This is a genomic window from Phytopseudomonas flavescens, assembly GCF_900100535.1.
GTDB lineage: Bacteria > Pseudomonadota > Gammaproteobacteria > Pseudomonadales > Pseudomonadaceae > Aquipseudomonas > Aquipseudomonas flavescens.
In genome coordinates this window covers 305,639-323,516 of sequence record NZ_FNDG01000004.1, presented here as the reverse complement: position 1 = coordinate 323,516, position 17,878 = coordinate 305,639, and the positions used below count along the sequence as shown (strand labels likewise).

General features: G+C 62.1%; 21 protein-coding genes. 7 read left to right on the top strand and 14 right to left on the bottom strand.

The window, feature by feature from the left end:
- The first annotated feature begins 4 nt into the window (after positions 1-4).
- From BLR94_RS07595 to BLR94_RS07585, 3 genes are read left to right on the top strand one after another with little or no spacing between them, the layout of a single operon-like run.
- Entirely contained in the window at positions 5-439 is a 435-nt protein-coding gene (locus tag BLR94_RS07595; RefSeq protein ID WP_084304143.1) for a hypothetical protein, read from the top strand.
- Positions 432-827 (top strand): GFA family protein, encoded by a 396-nt coding sequence (locus BLR94_RS07590; protein ID WP_084304142.1) that lies wholly within the window; start codon positions 432-434, stop codon positions 825-827. Before BLR94_RS07595 ends, BLR94_RS07590 begins: the two co-directional genes overlap by 8 nt.
- Positions 828-837: 10 nt before the next feature.
- Entirely contained in the window at positions 838-2,016 is a 1,179-nt protein-coding gene (locus BLR94_RS07585) for a vWA domain-containing protein (protein ID WP_084304141.1), read from the top strand.
- 89 nt (positions 2,017-2,105) lie between these two features.
- Here the strand turns inward: BLR94_RS07585 and BLR94_RS07580 are convergent, their stop codons facing one another.
- The 3 genes from BLR94_RS07580 to BLR94_RS07570 are packed head-to-tail and all read right to left on the bottom strand — an operon-like array spanning position 2,106 to position 3,948.
- Entirely contained in the window at positions 2,106-2,639 is a 534-nt protein-coding gene (locus BLR94_RS07580; RefSeq protein ID WP_084304140.1) for a DUF2937 family protein, read from the bottom strand.
- Between the two features lie 34 nt (positions 2,640-2,673).
- Positions 2,674-3,450 (bottom strand): class II glutamine amidotransferase, encoded by a 777-nt coding sequence (locus BLR94_RS07575; RefSeq protein ID WP_042555763.1) that lies wholly within the window; start codon positions 3,448-3,450, stop codon positions 2,674-2,676.
- Between the two features lie 24 nt (positions 3,451-3,474).
- Positions 3,475-3,948 (bottom strand): MFS transporter, encoded by a 474-nt coding sequence (locus BLR94_RS07570; RefSeq protein WP_084304139.1) that lies wholly within the window; start codon positions 3,946-3,948, stop codon positions 3,475-3,477.
- 289 nt (positions 3,949-4,237) lie between these two features.
- Here BLR94_RS07570 and BLR94_RS07565 point away from each other — a divergent pair, with 289 nt between their 5' ends.
- A complete protein-coding gene (locus tag BLR94_RS07565) occupies positions 4,238-6,277 on the top strand; it encodes a S9 family peptidase (RefSeq protein ID WP_084304192.1) in 2,040 nt (679 codons plus the stop codon).
- A 41-nt stretch (positions 6,278-6,318) separates the two neighbouring features.
- Here the strand turns inward: BLR94_RS07565 and BLR94_RS07560 are convergent, their stop codons facing one another.
- Positions 6,319-6,570 (bottom strand): hypothetical protein, encoded by a 252-nt coding sequence (locus BLR94_RS07560; RefSeq protein WP_084304138.1) that lies wholly within the window; start codon positions 6,568-6,570, stop codon positions 6,319-6,321.
- 129 nt (positions 6,571-6,699) lie between these two features.
- On the opposite strand from BLR94_RS07560, the gene BLR94_RS07555 reads away from it, so the two are divergent.
- Together BLR94_RS07555 and BLR94_RS07550 are read left to right on the top strand one after the other, a co-directional pair.
- Positions 6,700-7,068: a YajD family HNH nuclease gene (locus BLR94_RS07555; protein WP_084304137.1), complete on the top strand. Its 369-nt coding sequence runs from the start codon at positions 6,700-6,702 to the stop codon at positions 7,066-7,068.
- A 330-nt stretch (positions 7,069-7,398) separates the two neighbouring features.
- On the top strand, positions 7,399-7,866 hold the full coding sequence (locus BLR94_RS07550; RefSeq protein WP_084304136.1) for an RNA methyltransferase: 468 nt from the start codon (positions 7,399-7,401) through the stop codon (positions 7,864-7,866).
- Positions 7,867-7,926: 60 nt separating this feature from the next.
- Here the strand turns inward: BLR94_RS07550 and BLR94_RS07545 are convergent, their stop codons facing one another.
- The 7 genes from BLR94_RS07545 to dapA form a co-directional block, all read right to left on the bottom strand.
- A complete protein-coding gene (locus tag BLR94_RS07545) occupies positions 7,927-8,388 on the bottom strand; it encodes a hypothetical protein (protein WP_084304135.1) in 462 nt (153 codons plus the stop codon).
- Positions 8,389-8,621: 233 nt separating this feature from the next.
- A complete protein-coding gene (locus BLR94_RS07540; RefSeq protein ID WP_084304134.1) occupies positions 8,622-9,848 on the bottom strand; it encodes a hypothetical protein in 1,227 nt (408 codons plus the stop codon).
- Positions 9,849-9,972: 124 nt separating this feature from the next.
- Positions 9,973-10,422 carry a YcgN family cysteine cluster protein gene (locus BLR94_RS07535; RefSeq protein ID WP_084304191.1) on the bottom strand — a complete coding sequence of 150 codons (450 nt, stop codon included), beginning with the start codon at positions 10,420-10,422 and terminating at the stop codon, positions 9,973-9,975.
- A gap of 83 nt (positions 10,423-10,505) precedes the next feature.
- Complete coding sequence (locus tag BLR94_RS07530) at positions 10,506-11,435, bottom strand: D-2-hydroxyacid dehydrogenase (protein ID WP_084304133.1); 930 nt, start codon at positions 11,433-11,435, stop codon at positions 10,506-10,508.
- Positions 11,436-11,446: 11 nt separating this feature from the next.
- The gene (locus tag BLR94_RS07525; RefSeq protein ID WP_084304132.1) at positions 11,447-11,740 is read right to left on the bottom strand and encodes a YcgL domain-containing protein; all 294 of its coding nucleotides are present in this window, start codon (positions 11,738-11,740) and stop codon (positions 11,447-11,449) included.
- Positions 11,737-12,870: a ribonuclease D gene (rnd, locus tag BLR94_RS07520; protein WP_084304131.1), complete on the bottom strand. Its 1,134-nt coding sequence runs from the start codon at positions 12,868-12,870 to the stop codon at positions 11,737-11,739. The genes BLR94_RS07525 and rnd overlap by 4 nt, the downstream gene beginning before the upstream one ends.
- A 61-nt stretch (positions 12,871-12,931) precedes the next feature.
- On the bottom strand, positions 12,932-13,786 hold the full coding sequence (dapA, locus tag BLR94_RS07515) for a 4-hydroxy-tetrahydrodipicolinate synthase (RefSeq protein WP_084304130.1): 855 nt from the start codon (positions 13,784-13,786) through the stop codon (positions 12,932-12,934).
- 773 nt (positions 13,787-14,559) lie between these two features.
- Between dapA and BLR94_RS07510 the strand changes: the two genes are divergently transcribed.
- Complete coding sequence (locus BLR94_RS07510) at positions 14,560-15,849, top strand: OmpP1/FadL family transporter (RefSeq protein ID WP_084304129.1); 1,290 nt, start codon at positions 14,560-14,562, stop codon at positions 15,847-15,849.
- 107 nt (positions 15,850-15,956) lie between these two features.
- Here BLR94_RS07510 and BLR94_RS07505 read toward each other — a convergent pair whose 3' ends face one another.
- The 3 genes from BLR94_RS07505 to BLR94_RS07500 are packed head-to-tail and all read right to left on the bottom strand — an operon-like array spanning position 15,957 to position 17,861.
- Positions 15,957-16,508: a glutathione peroxidase gene (locus tag BLR94_RS07505; RefSeq protein ID WP_084304128.1), complete on the bottom strand. Its 552-nt coding sequence runs from the start codon at positions 16,506-16,508 to the stop codon at positions 15,957-15,959.
- Positions 16,509-16,536: 28 nt separating this feature from the next.
- The gene (locus tag BLR94_RS28155) at positions 16,537-16,662 is read right to left on the bottom strand and encodes a hypothetical protein (protein WP_279615845.1); all 126 of its coding nucleotides are present in this window, start codon (positions 16,660-16,662) and stop codon (positions 16,537-16,539) included.
- Positions 16,659-17,861 carry an MFS transporter gene (locus BLR94_RS07500; RefSeq protein ID WP_084304127.1) on the bottom strand — a complete coding sequence of 401 codons (1,203 nt, stop codon included), beginning with the start codon at positions 17,859-17,861 and terminating at the stop codon, positions 16,659-16,661. The genes BLR94_RS28155 and BLR94_RS07500 overlap by 4 nt, the downstream gene beginning before the upstream one ends.
- Positions 17,862-17,878: the final 17 nt, after the last annotated feature.

Sequence of the window (17,878 nt, the reverse complement as noted above, 5' to 3'; positions counted from 1 at the left end):
CAGAATGGATATCGAACGAGTACGTCGTAAGCGTCAGAAGAACGTCCAGGAACAGACGCTACTGAGACAGGAAGCACTGCTGCGAGCGGCCACCTTTTATCGTGACAATCCAGACAGGATTCCGCTTGCCCTGCGGCAATACGCATTAGGCCAAGCGATAGACTGGGATAGATCGATCATCATGGAGCTGGACGCCAATATCTATGGCGGTTATTGGGTTAGCGGAATGTTGTTGACTCAAGAACATCGCTTCATCGAGTTTGACTTGTCGACCAACGAAGATCACAGCGCTCTGGATGACTCAGCAAAAGTCATTTGGCTCGACGTCAGCGCACAAACCAGCACGTCTCGACATCTGCGAGGAACCGGCATAAGCAAAGGGGCAATGGCATTGGAAATCCAAGCTACGTTGAATAACGAGGATGAACCAGATGCATAGCGGCAGCTGCTTGTGTGGCACGGTCAAATACCAGATCGACGCGCCAATTGAATCGGCCAACCATTGTCATTGCAGCCAGTGCCGCAAGGGCCATGGTGCAGCGTTCGCCACTTACGGCACCGTGCGACGCGAGCATTTTCGCTTTACCCACGGAGAGCAATCGGTCAGCACCTTCAATTCATCGCCAGGCGTGGGCCGGACCTTCTGCCAGCGCTGCGGTTCGAATCTGCAATGGTTCGCCGAGCAGCCTGACCGCGATTGGATCTCGGTCGCCCTCGGTACCCTGGACACCCCCTTGGAGCATGTCGAGCAGAAACACATCTACGTCCGTTCCAAGGCGGGCTGGTACCGCATCGACGACGGCTTGCCCGTCGACGACCGCCACTGAGGGCATGCCGATGCTGCTCAACCTGTTCACTGAAATGCGCGCCGCCAGGGTGCCGGTGTCCCTGCGCGAACTGCTCGACCTGATCGACGCACTCAAGCACAAGGTGGTGTTCGCCGACATGGACGAATTCTACTACCTGTCGCGCGCCATCCTGGTGAAGGACGAGCGCCATTTCGACAAATTCGACCGTGCCTTCTCCGCCTATTTCGACGGCCTGCAGAGTCTCGATCAGCACCTGGAGGCGCTGATCCCCGAGGAGTGGCTGCGCAAGGAGTTCGAACGTTCCCTGAGCGCCGAAGAACGCGCGCAGATCCAGTCCCTGGGCGGCCTCGACAAGTTGATCGAGGAATTCAAGAAACGCCTGGAGGAACAGAAGGAACGCCATGCCGGCGGCAACAAGTGGATCGGTACCGGCGGCACTAGCCCCTTCGGCTCGGGCGGCTACCACCCCGAAGGCATCCGCGTCGGTGATGCGGGTGAGCGCCAGGGCAAGGCCGTCAAGGTCTGGGATCAGCGCGAGTACAAGAATCTCGACGATTCGGTGGAGATCGGCACGCGCAATATCAAGGTGGCCCTGCGCCGCCTGCGCAAGTTCGCCCGCCAGGGTGCCCAGGACGAACTGGACCTCGACGGCACCATCGACCACACGGCCCGGGACGGTGGTCTGCTGAACATCCAGATGCGCCCGGAGCGTCGCAACACGGTCAAGCTGCTCCTGCTGTTCGACATCGGCGGCTCCATGGATGCCCACGTCAAGGTCTGCGAAGAGCTGTTCTCGGCCTGCCGCACCGAGTTCAAGCACATGGAGTATTTCTACTTCCATAACTGCGTGTACGAAACGGTGTGGAAGAACAACCTGCGGCGCAACGCCGAGCGTCTTTCCACCCATGATCTGCTGCACAAGTACGGCGGTGACTACAAGGTAGTGTTCATCGGCGACGCCGCCATGGCGCCCTATGAAATCACCCATCCAGGCGGCAGCGTCGAGCACTGGAACGAGGAAGCGGGCTATGTCTGGCTGCAGCGCTTCATGGAAACCTACAAGAAGCTCATCTGGATCAACCCCTACCCGCGCCAGACCTGGGATTACACCACCTCGACCGGCATCATCCGCGAGCTGATCAACGGCCAGATGTTCCCGCTGACCCTGCAGGGGTTAGAGGATGGAATGCGCGTTCTGGCCAAGTAGCTGGGCGCCTGTAGCCCGGGTCGAGCACAGCGACAGCCGGGAAAATAGCGGCCAGGGTATCGTTTCGCTCAACCCTACGCCATTGGCTCTTAGCGCATGCGCGGTTGTTGACGCTCGGGTACCACGCGACGGTCACGGCGCCGGAACGGCAGGGCCAGCAACAGCAGGATGCTTTCCGCCACCCAGGCGAGGAACAGCGCGCAGGCGATACCCCAGGCGATCGCCTCGGGCGCCAGCAGCACCTGATAGCGATAGGCCGCGTGGGTTTCCTGCAGCAGTTGCTCGTCAGCAGCGGTCGCCAGGTGCCACACCTGGCGATACCAGGGCCCCTGCATGGCCAGGGATTCGCGCTGCAGCAGTTCGGAGCGTTCGACCAGCAGGCCCACGCTGCGCGCGTCGCTCTGCATCACCGGGTCGCTACTGCCACGATAATGGCCGACCAGCCGCTGCAGATCGCCATCGAAGAAGCGCCGGGCAGTATCGCGGAAACCGCTCAGGCTCTGTTCGGATTCCAGGCGGTGGGCTTCGACACGCTTGGCATAATCATCGATGAAGCCCGGCACCTGAACGCCCAGCAACAGGCCCAGGGCGAACAACGCCAGACGCAGGTAACTTCTTAACATTAATCCCCCGCAGCCCCGCCACGCGGGACGCTCGTCAGTTGCTCAGGCCCTGGGCGATGCATTCGCCCGCGCGCCACAGGCGCCATTCGCCCGGTTGGTACAGCGACCACTGCTCATTGTCGGTCAGCGGCTCGGTGGCCAGTACCGAAACCACGTCATTGGGCGTGGTCTCGGCATGGAAATCCACGCTCATGTCGGCATCGCGCAGGTGCGCAGGCCCGAAGGGCGCACGCCGGGTGATATGTGCCAGCTTGCTGGAGCAGAAGCTGAACAACCAGTCACCGTCGCTGAGCAGGCAGTTGAACACGCCATGCTGACGATAGGCCGCACAGGCAGCGACAAGTTCAGGTAACAGCACCTCGATGGGAACCGCCTCTGGAAACGCCGTGCGGATGCGGTTGAGCAGATCGCAAAAGGCCGATTCACTGTCCGTATCGCCGATGGCACGATAGAAACTCAGGGCCGGGCGAAAATCAGCCAATTGGCCGTTATGGGCGAAGCACCAGTTGCGCCCCCACAGTTCACGCACGAAAGGATGGGTATTGGCCAGACAGACGCGCCCGACATTGGCCTGGCGAATATGGCCGATCACCACTTCGCTCTTGATCGGATAGCGCTGCACCAGCTGCGCCACTTCCGACTCGCTGCTCGCTCGAGGGTCCTGAAAAAGGCGCAGGCCCCGGCCTTCGTAGAAACCGATGCCCCAGCCATCGCGATGCGGCCCGGTACGCCCGCCACGCTGCATCAGCCCGGTAAAGCTGAAGACGATATCGGTGGGGACGTTGGCGCTCATGCCGAGCAGTTCACACATGATCGGGTTCTCGATTGATCCGGCTTACAACCGCGGCTCGACACGAGCGCTACGGGTACTGCGTGGCGCGGTGTACTTCGGCTCCGGCTCCTGCTGCAGGCGTTCGCGCAGGGTCAGATCACTGTCGTCGCCCTGCTCCTCTTCGCGTGCGCCCTTGCGGGCCCTGGCGCTGCGCAGGAACGGCCAACGAATGGCCACGAACAGCAGATAGATGGCGAACACGATGAGTCCGTACATGGCCAGATCAGCCACGGCGCGCCAGGCGTTGCTGCCGACTTTGAAGATCAGATCGAGGGCAACGATGGCCACTGCAGGCGCGAACAGTTCCTTGGCCGGATCGACGATGGTCGGACAGAACAGCAGGATCGCCGCCAGCACGCGCAGCGGTTCGCGCACGTAGCGCCACATCCAGCTGGTGATCCGGAGCCACACCAGCAGGCAGCCCAGTGCCGCGATGGCATAAGCACCCCAGGCGAGAAGATAGTCATTTTCGATCATGAGGGGGACGGTTCCCTTGCTTTGCTGGACTCGAACGGGCGAATCCGCATTTTTCGGCGACTGCCGGGCGACAAAGGCGCTTATGATAACGGCTTTTCCCTGGTTCGGCGCCTTTTTAGGGTGCCTCTAAAAACGTAGGCGAAGCAGTCAGCACGAAGCAAAAGCAGGCGTGAAAGCGAAGCTTACCCGTTGTGAACGAGCGGTTTGAGCCTGTTTCCAATGCAGTGATGACAACGCAGGCAGTTCTTAGAGGAGCCCCATGGCGTCGCCCTGCTTCCTGGAGACCCTCATGTCCACCGCCCCCATCGCTCGCAAGGATCCCGGTTCCGATCCCTATCACTGGCTCGAAGCCCGCGACAGCGACGAAGTGCTCAGCCACCTGCGTGCCGAGAACGCCTACCTGGAAGATCAGTTGAGCGATCAGGTTGGATTGCGCGAACGGTTGTTCCAGGAAATAAAGGCGCGCATCCGCGAGACCGACCTGTCATTGCCAACCCCCTGGGGTGACTACCTCTATTACCAGCGCACCACGGCCGGCGACGAATACCCGCGCCACTATCGCTGCCCTCGCCCCGCGGATGGCGGCCTGCAGCTCGACGAAAGCGCTGAACAACTGCTTCTCGACCCCAACGAAATCGCCGCCGGCGGTTTTCTGTCCCTGGGCGCCTTCAGCATCAGCCCCGACCAGCAGCGACTTGCCTATAGCCTGGACACCAGTGGCGACGAGATCTATCGCCTGTTCGTCAAGGAGCTGAGCAGTGGCGCCGTCGACGAACTGCCGTTCGACGACTGCGACGGCAGCATGACTTGGGCCAACGACAGCCAAACCCTGTTCTATGGCGAACTGGACGATGCCCACCGTCCCAGCACACTGCACCGCTATCGACTTGGCGAAACGCAGAGCACCCAGATGTTCCACGAGCCCGATGGCCGTTTCTTTCTCACCTGCTACCGCAGCAGCTCGGAACACCAGCTGGTACTGCTGCTGGGCAGCAAGACCACCAGCGAATGCTGGGTGCTGGACGCGAACACGCCGCAGCAACCCTTCCAGTGCCTGGCGCCCCGTGAGGAAGGCCATGAGTATTACCCCGACCACGGCAAACTCGACGGCCAGTGGGCCTGGCTGATTCGCAGCAACCAGGCCGGCATCAATTTCGCGCTGTACAGTGCCACGCCTGAACGACCGACCCGCGAACACTGGCAGGAGCTGGTGGCGCACAACGAACAGGTGATGCTCGAAGGTGTCAGCCTGGCCGAATCGGCGCTGATACTCAGCTTGCGCGAAGGCGGCCTGCCGATCATCGACGTACGCCCGCAAGGGCTGGCCGCTTATCGGGTCAGCCTGCCGGATGCCGCCTATAGCCTGTACGTGCAGGACAGCCTGGAATTCGCCAGCCCGGTGATCCGCCTGCGTTACGAGGCACTCAATCGTCCCGCGCAGATTCGCCAGTTGAACCTGGCAGATGGCACCCAGCAGATTCTCAAGGAAACGCCGGTCCTCGGCGAGTTCGATGCCGATGCCTATCTCAGCCAGCGGCTGTGGGCGAGCGCGGAAGATGGCACCCGGGTACCGATCAGCCTGGTCGCCCGCCGCGATGCCCTGGGCCAGGCCGCTCCGCTCTACCTGTACGGTTACGGCGCCTATGGCGAAAGCCTCGACCCGTGGTTTTCCCACGCGCGCCTGAGCCTGCTCGATCGCGGCGTGGTGTTCGCCATCGCCCACGTTCGCGGCGGCGGTGAACTGGGCGAAGCCTGGTACCGGGCCGGCAAGCTGGAGCACAAACAGAACAGTTTCGGCGACTTCATCGCCTGTGCCGAGCACCTGATCGCCCAAGGGTTCACCAGCCCGTCGCGGCTGGCCATCAGTGGCGGCAGCGCAGGCGGCCTGCTGATCGGCGCAACGCTCAACCAGCGGCCAGAGCTGTTCGCAGCGGCTATCGCCGAAGTGCCTTTCGTCGATGTGCTCAACACCATGCTCAACCCGGAGCTGCCACTGACCGTCACCGAATACGATGAATGGGGCGACCCCAGCCAGCCCGAGGTGCACGAACGCATCAAGGCTTACGCACCCTACGAGAACGTGCAGGCGCAGCGATATCCAGCGATTCTCGCGGTGGCCGGCTACAACGACAGCCGCGTGCAGTATTGGGAAGCAGCCAAGTGGGTGGCACGCCTGCGCGAACTGAAGACCGATGACAACCTGCTACTGCTGAAAACCGACCTGGAAGCCGGCCATGGCGGCATGAGCGGTCGCTATCAGGCGCTACGGGACGTCGCGCTGGAATATGCCTTCCTTTTCAAGGTACTCGGCCTGCGCTGCGAGGCCTGATACCTGGCTGGCTGCCTTGGCCGGCAGCCAGCGTTGAGCATTCAGTGTTTCTTGTGCGGGTCTTGCTGCTCGTGTTGACGCTCCGCGGCGTCGTCAGCGGCCTCGGTCGACTCGTCGTTGTCACGGCCGTCGCGGATCACGGGGGGAGTGTCGGGATCCACGGCCGATGGATCGGGCACGTCGGGGCTCTGCACGGTACCCGCGGGCTGGGCGGCAGACGGCTGTTCCTGCTGGGCATGGGCGATGCCGGCGAATGACAGCAGGCTGATCAGCATCACGATGGACTTGCGCATGTTGGGTAACTCCACTGTTCGATGGGACGAGCTGCATTGGGCTGGCGAGACGCCGGAAAGTGCAAACAGATTCCTCTCGGCAGTCACTGATGCTGCCCTATACTGAGCGCTACCCACCAAGGAGCGAACATGAGCAGCCCGTCCACGCCTACGTCCAAACTCGACCGCATCCTCGCCGATGCCCAGCGCAGCCGCGAAGAAGGCTATCGGGACAAGGCCCTGCGCATGTACCCGCATGTCTGCGGCCGCTGCGCCCGCGAGTTCTCGGGCAAGCGCCTCAGTGAACTGACCGTTCACCACCGTGACCACAATCACGACAACAACCCCCAGGACGGCTCCAACTGGGAATTGCTGTGCCTGTTCTGCCACGACAATGAACACTCCCGGTATACCGACCAGCAGTATTTCAGCGAAGGTTCCACTGCCAGTCAGACCGGCCCGAAGACCACCCACAAGGCGTTTGCCAATCTCGCCGATCTGCTGCAGAAAAAGTCCTAGGGGCTGTTGACGTTTCACGCACGGCCGCGCCGTAGCCCGTTTTTGCGCGAGGCAAGGCAGGAGATGCGAAGTTTGGTGGGCCAAATGAGCCATCGAGTAACGCCGCATCGCGCAAAAACGGGCCCGGCCCTGCGGGTTGCGCGAGAAATCTCGCCATGCGTTGTTGGAGGACTTGGCAAGGGAACAACCATTCCCTGCGTCCTCCGCCTAGCGGATCGCCGCCCGGCCTGGCGAGATTTCTCGCGGCAACGCGGCTCGCGTTGAAACGTCAACAGACCCTAGGCGCCAAACAGGCCGTATAATGCCGCTCCTTTTGCGCGAGGCCTGTCCGTGGGCAACAAACGATACAGCTGCATCGGTCTCTACAACCCCAAGTCAGCGGAGAACGTCGGCGCCGTGATGCGTGCCGCCGGCTGCTATGGCGTGGCTTCGGTGTTCTATACCGGCAAGCGCTACGAGCGCGCCCGGGACTTCGTCACCGACACCAAGCGGGTGCACCTGGACATTCCCCTGATCGGCATCGATGACCTGCAGAAAGTCATTCCCCTGGGGTGTACCCCGGTAGCCGTGGAACTGGTGGACGGTGCCCGGCCATTGCCGAGCTACACCCACCCGGATCGCGCCTTCTATATCTTCGGCCCGGAAGACGGCTCGCTGGACAAGAAAGTACGCGACTGGTGCGAAGAGGTGGTGTACATCCCGACCCAGGGCTGCATGAACCTCGCGGCGACGGTCAACGTGGTGCTCTATGACCGCCTGGCCAAAGGCAACAACACTCGGACCGGCGCCAAGTACTGAGCCAAACTGCGGACAAAATAAAGCCCGGAGCGAGCCGGGCTTTGTGTCGACGCTGACTGATCAGCAAGGCTGGGCCTTGCCACCCGTGCGGCTGTAGCCATCTTCGGCAACCAGTTCGCCACCGATATGCTCGAAAGCCTGGGCAGCTTTTCCACCCGTACGCTCGTAACCGTCTTCAGCGACCAGTTTACCGCCGACGCGTTCGAAGCCGCTCTCGGCGATCTTGCCGCCAGTGCGCTTGTAACCATCTTCAGCGACCAGCTTGCCGCCGACGCGTTCGAAGCCACTCTCGGCGATCTTGCCGCCAGTGCGCTTGTAACCATCTTCAGCGACCAGCTTGCCGCCGACGCGTTCGAAGCCGCTCTCGGCGATCTTGCCGCCAGTACGCTTGTAACCATCCTCAGCGACTTTTTGCGCACCAACGGAGTGCGAAGTAGAGGCGTCGACAGGTGCTTGCGGCAGTGCGAAAGCGGCGCTGGCGAGGGTGGCAATGAACAGGCTGGCAATGAATTCGGTTTTCATGTTGAGCTCCTTGGAAGGACGTGAGTAGGTATGGAGCTCATGTTACTCAAGAAAATTTGATCAAAAACTCGTTCCTGGGAATAGTAAAGATCGACTTCATTGATAGCTTGCTGAGCACCAGCAATGCCGGGGGCTGGATGCGAAAACGCCCAACCTGGCGCTTGGGCGCTTGCACCGGATTGGGCGTTGGTGACTCGAAAGAGGGCTCTCGAGGATGATGTCGCTGTAAAAGATCAGCGCAGCAGTCGGGTATCCAGCACCTTGGAGCTGCGGCCCATGACGTTCTCGGTGATCTCGATGAAGTCCTTGGTGCTGGCCTTGTCGAGGCGCATCAGGCCGCGAGCCACGTCGTCCAGCGAGCGCTGCTGGCCATCCTTGGTGGCCTGGCGAATTTCCCGGTCGAGTTCCTGCAGGAGCAGCACCGCACGGGCGGTGATCGGCCCGGTGGAGTTTTCGCTGCGCAGTGACTTGACCGGCTTGCTCCACTTGATCAGGTGCTCGCGGACTCTCTGGTAGCGATCCTCGCTGAGCCCACCGGCGCGGCGCATCACTTCGATGGCGTAATACTCGGCCAGGCCTTCGCTGATCCAGTCGCTCTTGTCGGTGTCGCTGATCCGGCTGAACACGTGCACCAGTTCGTGTACCAGTGAGCTGGTGCCGTTTTCGCTGACCAGCGGGCGGTCGGCGTGCATGAAATAGGAATTGGGGGCCGACAGACCGCCACGCCACATCGGATCACCGGCGCCGACCACCAACAGTTTACCCGGGTCACGCGGGAACACCGCCTGCATCTCGGGCCACACGAAGGTCAGCAGGGTCAGGACATCCATGCGCCGCATGCCCTCACCCACCGGCGCGGCGATGGTCACCTGGGTTTCACCGAGCTTGGCGCGCCGCGTGCCGACCTTGCCAGCGACGATCCAGCCGGTGGGGCGATCGAACTTGCGCTGCGGGTTGTCGATGCGGAATTTGTTCTTGCCCACGCGCGGCCAGCCGGTCTCGACGCTGCGCCAGCCTTTGGGCAGGTCGAACGCCAGGCGCGCGACCAGATCCGTGCCGTCGACCTGGTTGAGTATCGCGCGGGGAATCAAGTCGTCGCCACGCAACAGCGCCCAGTCCTCGGTCATCCGCGCGTCGAAACGGCCCTCCCCACGAGGGTGGCTGATACGGACCTTGTAGGTCAGGCTGGTCTTGCCCTTGCCCGGCACCCACAGACCGCGCTGCGCGTCTTCCTGCTTCCACTCGCCGTCAGCCTTGAAGTCGCTGTAATAGCCATCGTTGCCCAGGTTGAAGTTGAGGCTGCGCACGCGCTCGCCCTTCTCCAGGCTGATGCTGACTTCGGCCTGATCGCTTTCCGGAAGGAATTTCACCTTGTAGTCCAGATCGACCTTTTCGGCCGCCCATAGCGGTGTACCGGTACTCAACAGAACAGCGGACAGCAGCAGGCAGCGAATCGACATACAGGCAACTCCAGAACAGACGAATCGGAACGTTTCATGGGATCAGAGCACACGAACACGGGGTGCAACAGGGCTATGAGACACCGGCTCGCTTAAGCGAGCCTTAACGGCACATCACAGACCCTCAACCCGCGCGAAAGATCAGGTGTTCTTCCCAGTCATCTTCGGCCACGCTGTTTTCACTGAGCATGCGCCCTGCCTGGGAGATCCTCTCACGGTGCACCGCATCCGGGTCACCGCAGACCAGATGATGCCAGAGCGGCAGATCCTTGCCCTCGCTGACCAGCCGGTAACCACAGGTGGGTGGCAGCCACTGGAACTGATCCGCCTGGGCCGGGGTGAGCTGAATGCAGTCCGGCACGAAGGACTTGCGGTTCGGGTAATCGCTGCAGCGGCAGGTATCCAGGTCGAGCAGCTTGCAGGCGATGCGCGTGTAATAGACGGCTCCATCATCCTCGTCTTCGAGCTTCTGCAGGCAGCATAGGCCACAGCCATCGCACAGCGACTCCCACTCCTGAACGTCGAGTTGCTCGAGAGTCTTGTGTTGCCAGAAACGGGCGATAGGCACGGCCATGATCAGCACTGGAGGTCGCAGGTCAAAGGCCGGCAGTCTAGGTCTGCCGAGCTTACAGTACAAGCCGCGCGCGACGGCGCGGCTCAGTAGCCTCGGGCGAAGTCGACCAACCCCAGCAGAGCGCTACCATCTCGATAACGCTGCAGATTGCCGACGAACAGTTCCACCAGCAGAGGCGGCAAAGTCGGGGCTGCACTGTGACCGGTCAGCAGCAGGTTGTCGGCCGTCCAGAACGGGTGCCCGGCGGGCAACGGCTCTTCACGGCAGACATCGATCACCGCCGCAGCCAGTTGCCCGCGGGCAAGCGCCGCGACCAGATCCTCATCGACCACCGACGTACCGCGTCCGGCATTGATCAATACCGCCGATGGTTTGAAGCATGCCAGCAAGGCCGCATCGTAAATGTCCCGGGTCGCCGGCGTGTCGGGCAGCAGGTTGATCACGTAATCGGCCTCTGCGACCAGACGCGGCAGCGCCTCGACAGGCGCCACTTCACTGAATGGCGCCAGCGTCCGCGCGCTACTGGCGACCCCGGTCAGTTCGACGTTGAACGGTTGCAGGAAGCGAGCAACCGCCAGGCCGATTTCGCCGGTACCGACGATCAGCACCTTGCACCCAGCCAGGCTGCCCGGCAGGCGACCATCCCAACGCTGCTCGCGCTGCGCCTGCAGGCGGGTGAAGAGTTCGCGCTGGTGAACGAGCATGTGACAGAGCACGTACTCGGCCATCACCTGGCCGAAAACCCCGACCGCGCGAGTCAATCGATAATCCCGTGGCAAGTCCTGCGCCAGCAGCGGCGTGATACCGGCCCAGGTCGACTGCACCCAGTCCGGCTTGTGGCCGGCGCGGATCAGTTCGGCGAACAGATGCGGCTCACCCAGCCAGACCTGACAACTCCCCGCCTGCGCCGCCAGCCCGGGGCCATCGCCAGCGATCAGCTCGAGCTCCGGCTGGGCCCTCTGCAGCAATTCGCGGTACAGAACGTGATCGTTCTCGGCAATCAGTACACGCATTTCGGCCTACCTCAGACAGGGTCGTTGCGACGTAACAGCTCTTCCGGCAGATGCTCGATGTAATCCTCTTCCGGTGGCGGCATCTGCAGGTGATAACCCTGGCTATCGAGGTTCTCCAGCACCTTGTGGATGTCTTCGCGTGCCAGGGTGCGCTCAGGCGTCAGCACCATGTCGAAGGCAAGGACGGGCGGCCCGAAGGCGCTCAGCAGATTCTCGGGAACCTGTTTCAGCGCATCGGCACGCAGCACGTAGAGGTACATGCCATCCTTGCGGGGGCTCTTGTAGATGGAGCAGATACGTTTCAAGCGGACTCTCCTTGAGCGGCCAGGCAATCGAGCAACGCCTGGCCCATCAGCTCACGGCGCCAGCCGCGCAGGCTCTCTGGCAGGCGGTAGGGACCATCCGGGTAACCGCTCTTGAGCAGGGCCTCGAGGGTCTTCTTGCGCAGCATCAGTTCCGGGGCGATATCCAGACGTTCGCCTTCACGCTGGCCAATGGCTCGCAGCTTCTTGAGCAGCGCCGTGGACTCCAGCGGCAGCGGCTCCGGCATGGCCGGCGGCCACTCGCTCTGAGGCAGCGCGGCGGCCTCGCGGATCATCTGCAGGATGGTCTCGCCGTCCTGGCGCACGGTCTTCGGGTGCATCTCCTCGATGCGCGCCAGACTGACCAGATCCCCCGGTTGCTGGCGGGCCAGTGGCCACAACGAGTGTTCGCGTAGAATCCGGTTGCGTGGCTGGTTGCGCGCCCGCGCCTGCCGCTCCCGCCAGATGCACAGCACACGCAGCACCGCCAGTTGGGCGCGTGACAGTTTCCACGCCAGCTTGGCTTCGCGATAGGCCTCCTCGGCAGGCGTCTCGCGACCGAGGGCCGCGACCAGCTCGGCACCGTCCTCGAGTATCCAGGCATTCTTCTCGGCCGGCAGCCTGTCCTGCAGACGCCGGTAGAGTTCGGCCAGGTGCACCACGTCTTCGGCGGCGTAGCTGACCTGCGTATCGGAAAGCGGGCGCTGCAGCCAGTCCGAGCGGGTCTCGCCCTTGGGCAGTTCGATGCCCAGCACCGCCTGTACCAGCCGCGAATAGCCCATGGAGAATCCAAGGTTGAGATAACCGGCCGCCAGTTGCGAATCGAACAGCGGCACCGGCAGGCTGCCGGTCAGGCGCAATAGCACTTCCAGGTCTTCACTGCAGGCATGCACCACCTTGACCACCCGTACATCCTCGAGCAGTGCGGCGAAGGGCGACCAGTCGTCGATCGGCAGCGGGTCGATCAGATAGGCCCGCTCGCCCTCGCTGACCTGCAGAAGACCGGCAATCGGGTAAAAGGTGTCGACGCGCATGAACTCGGTGTCCAGCGCCAGAAATGGCTGTTTGCGCCAGGCAGAGCAATGCTCCGCCAGGCTGGCGTTGTCTCGAATCCAGACAATTTCGATGCTCACGCGGCTCTCCCGTAAAGATTGCCGCGCAGTATATCCCGTGAGTCGCCGCCGTGTTGCACGCTCACAGTCGCTCATCACGCAGGCGCTCACGCAAGGCGTCGGAACAGCGCAGCATGGGCTCGCGCAACTCATCGGCAATCCATCCCCGCATGGCCAGCAGGCTTTTTATCGGTGCCGGATTGGGCTCGGCGAAGGCCAGACGGATCAACGGCAGCAGTTGGCGAAACAGGGTACGACCGGCCTGCAGGTCGCCCCGTTGCAGATACGCCACCACCTGCACGAAATCGGCGGTGCGGATATGGGCTGCGGCCGAAATGGCACCGCTGCCACCAAGACACAGGGTGGTGAATATCTGCTCGTCTTCACCGGCGAGTACGTCGAGCACTCCATCTTCGATCAGCGTCTGGGTCTTGCGCGCATCGCCGCCACAATCCTTGATCGCCGTTATTCGCGGGTGCCCGGCGAGCTGTCGGACGGTCTCCAGCTCCATGCTGACGGCGCTGCGGTAAGGAATGTCGTAAAGGATGATAGGCAACCGCGAGGCGTCGGCGATGGCCTCGAAGAATGCCAACAGCCCCTGCTGCGACGGTCTGATGTAATAAGGTGCCGGCACCAGCAAACCCGCCAGCGGGCGGCTCTGGATGCGCTGCAAGCGGGCCAGTACCGCAGTCTGATTGTTGCCACTGAGCCCCATCACCACGCGGCTGGCAGGCACCACCTCGAGCGCGGCGTCGAGCACCGCCAGTTGCTCGCGTTCGTCCAGCGCAGCCGCTTCGCCGCTGGTACCGCAGACCACCAGCCCGGCCGCGCCCATCTCCAGCAGGTGCACGGCCAACGAGCGTAAAGCGGGCAGATCCACCTGCCCATCACGAAATGGCGTAACCAGGGCGACCCAGATTCCGGAAAATGTAGACATGCATGCAACTCCTTGGTGTAGACCGTGTGGTCACCGTCGATGGAGTGCAGCAAGGGCGTGTGGCGAAAGAATGCTTCGACTTCGCGCCTCTGTCCTGTCAGCCCATCTGACGGGACAGCGCGCCCCGGTCAAATGAGCGACTGTTTCTTCGACTTGCCGGCTTCCAGGCAAACGCGCCACCACCCGGCGACTAGGCCAGGAACAGGGAGCATGGGCTGGGAGATAGGGAACATGGAATGCTCGGTCAAGACGACTATGCGTCGATACTGCCGAAGTCCCGGCCGTGGTGTCAATGTGGATCGGCCGAGTTGCCCCACAGTGCTTTGCGACACTTACAATTCGGCATATGCAAGGCGGTTCAGATCCTCAATCGATTTAAAAACAGCCCCTTACCGCCTGGATGTCCCACTAGGATTCAATTCAAGCAGCTAACCTCTTACATCAATTGGATTATAGGCCTGTGGGCTTTCCCCGCACCTGGCGCGTCGAGCACGCTATGGCTCTCACCGCTCGTTCATTCGCAGAGGTACCTACGGGAGTAACTGCAGCACCTTGCATGCCCCCATTTCAAGCAGGCAAAGCAGCACTCCCGGACGAGTGGTTGCCACCGAACCAACTGACTATCGAGTCACAGGTGCCAACTCCCGCAAGGCTCTATATTCTGCCTTGACGGAGAGTTTCACCCCGATGGCATGGTATCCAGCGGCGAACTTTCCAGATTGACATAAAGACAGCAACGCAAGAGTTTCCCCGACCCTGCCAAGGAGCACCCCGTGAGTACAAGAATCCTAAGAACCGGTCTGGCAATCGCCATCGCATCCACCTCCAGCTACACCCTGGCCAGCGGCTTTGCCCTCAACGAGCAGAGTGTCTCGGGCATGGGCATGTCCTTCGCAGGCCGCTCGTCCTCCGCAGAGGATGCCAGCACGGTGGTCGGCAACCCGGCCGGCATGGCACGTATCAAGCGCGAGCAGATCAACTTCGGCGTCGCCGCCATCCACGCCAAGAGCAGCATCAGCAGCAACGGCAGCCGCACCGCTGCCGGCACTGCCAATGGCGGCAGCAACGACGGCGACATGGTGCCCACCACCGGCGTGCCCATGGGTTACTACGTCAAGCCGCTGGATGAAAAAGTCGCCTTCGGCATCGGCGTTTACGTCCCCTTCGGCCTGGCGACCGATTACGAGACCGGCTTTCAGGGTCGTTATTTCGCAGACAAGAGCTATGTGCGGGTCATCACCGTGCAACCGACACTGAGTTACCGCTTCAACGATCAGCTGTCGGTCGGTTTCGGCCCGACCTTCAACCATATCGAAGGTGAGCTGACGTCGTCGCTGACCAACCCGATCGGCCCGCCGGGCAGCAATGATGGCAAGGTCAAGATCAAGGGCGACGACGTGGCCGTGGGCTTCAACGTCGGCGTGCTGTACGAGTTCACTCCGCAGACTCGCGCCGGCGTCACCTATCGTTCACGGGTCAAGTACGAACTGGAAGGCGATACGCGGGTATCCGGCCCGGGCTTCATCATCGGCAGCTCGGCGGGCAAGTACGACGCGTCTCTGGATGTGACCACGCCCGAATCCGTCGACATGTCGTTCACCCATGAACTGAACGAGGCATGGACCCTTTATGCCGGCAGTACCTGGACGCGCTGGAGCCGATTCAAGGAGCTGCGCATCGAAAACGAAGGCGTTGGCGGAGCCTTCGCCGGCCCCCTCGGCACCATCGTCGAAGAGCAGAACTGGCATGACACCTGGGCCCACGCCATAGGCGTGTCCTACAAGCTCAATCCGCAGTGGGTGCTGCGTACCGGGGTGGCCATCGACCAGTCACCAATCAACAACACCGACCGCTCTCCGCGCATTCCCTCTGGCGACAGGACGATTTTCAGCGTGGGTGCGGGCTGGAGTCCCAGCGATGACATGACCATCGACCTGGCCTATTCCTACCTCAAGGAGGAAGATGTCGACATCAACCGCAGCAGCGCTGCACGCGGTAGCTACAACGCCACCTACAAGAACAGCGCCCACGGCCTGGGTGCATCCTTGACCTACCGTTTCTGAGCCGATCTCGAGCACCAGCTACCATCAGGTGTAGCGTGCTCAACCGACGGCAAATCTGAAACAAAAAAATCGCGGCTCATGCCGCGATTTTTCATGGTTCACTCGATTCAGGGCTGTGACGCGATGGCCTTCTCCACCGCTGCGATCAGCTCGGGATCATCGGGCTGGGTCATGCTGGAAAACCGCGCGATAACCTGACCCTTGCGGTCGACTACGTACTTGAAGAAATTCCAGCGTGGCGCTGCCGTCTGCGCAGCCAGTTCCTTGAACAAGGGAATGGCCTGGTCGCCGGTCACCGGCTGGGTTTCGCTCATGGTGAAGGTCACGCCGTAATTCACGTAGCAGACCTTGGCGGTCTCCTCGGCATCGTCAGACTCCTGCCTGAACGAATCCGACGGTACGCCGAGAATCGCGAGGCCCTGCCCCCGGTAGCGCTGATTGAGCGCTTCCAGCCCTTCGAACTGCGAGGTGAAGCCGCAGAAACTGGCGGTATTGACCACCACCAGCGGCTTGCCGGCGAACTGCTCACACAGGTCGATCTTCTCCTTGGAGCGCAACTTGGGCAGCTCACCCTGCAGCAGCGCCGGGCACTCGGCAGCCTGTGCGGAGACAGTGAACGCCAGCAGAACCAGCGGCAAAGCAAACAGTCGCACGCGCATCAGGTGGTTTCCTTCTCGGTAAATCCGCTCAGCAGAGGCTCATCCCCAACTGCATGATCGCCAGCCCACCCTGATGCCAGCCCCAGAAGACCACTGCCAGTGCCGACAAGGCAACTGCGCCAATGGCTGCAGCAAGCCAGGGTCTGAATGTCATGCCTGGGCACCTTGCAGACGGGCGACGGGCTGTTCGCGAACCGGCCAGTTGAGCGCTGCGGCCAGAACGCTGAGCAGGATGGAAATCTGCCATACCAGATCATAGCTGCCCGTATGGTCGTAGAGGTAACCGCCCAGCCAGCCGCCGAGGAAAGAACCCAGTTGATGGAACAGGAAGACGATGCCGCCGAGCATGGACAGGTTGCGCACCCCGAACAGGGTCGCCACCGTACCATTGGTCAGCGGCACCGTGGACAACCACAGCAGGCCCATGGCGATACCGAAGGCATAGGCCGTCCAGACGCTCAGCGGCACCGTGATGAACAGCGTGATGACCACGCCACGCGCCAGGTACAGCGCACTCAACAGCCGTGGTTTGGAGCGCCGCCCGCCGAGCCAGCCGGCGATATAGGTACCGAATACGTTGAACAGCCCGACCAGAGCCAGCACGGTTGTACCGACGAAGGCCGGCAGATGCTGGTCGACCAGATAGGCCGGCAGGTGAACACCGATGAACACCACCTGGAAACCGCAGACGAAGAAGCCCAGCGCCAGCAGCCAGAAACCGCAATGTTTGAACGCTTCGCGCAGTGCCTCACCCAGCGTCTGCTGGGGTCCCTGTGAGACCTGTGGGCGATCCTTGACCATGGCCGCCAGGGGCGCGATGAGTGCCACCATGCCCCCCAGGGCGACCAGTGCCGCCGACCAACCCAGCCAGCCGATCAGGCCCAGGGTACCCGGCAGCATGGCGAACTGGCCGAAGGAGCCCGCCGCCGCCGCGATACCCATGGCCATGCTGCGTTTCTCCACCGGCGCAGCACGGCCGACTACGCCGAGGATCACCGAGAACGAGGTGCCCGACAGACCGATGCCGATCAGCAGGCCGGCACTCAATGACAGCGACAGCGGCGAGTCCGACAGGCCCATGAGGATGAGCCCCGCCGCGTATAGCAGACCGCCGACGATGATCGCGCGCTGCGCGCCGAAACGATCCGCCAGGGCACCGGTGAATGGCTGAGCCATACCCCAGATCAGATTCTGCAAGGCGATGGCGAAGGCAAAGACGCCACGCCCCCAGCCAAAATCATCGCTCATCGGCGACAAAAACAGACCGAACCCATGGCGAGTGCCAAGGGACAAGGCGAGGATCAGGGAGGCTCCCAGCATCAGCCAGAAGCTCGTGCGCCGTACCGAACTCATTGCTTGCCCTTCTGTGG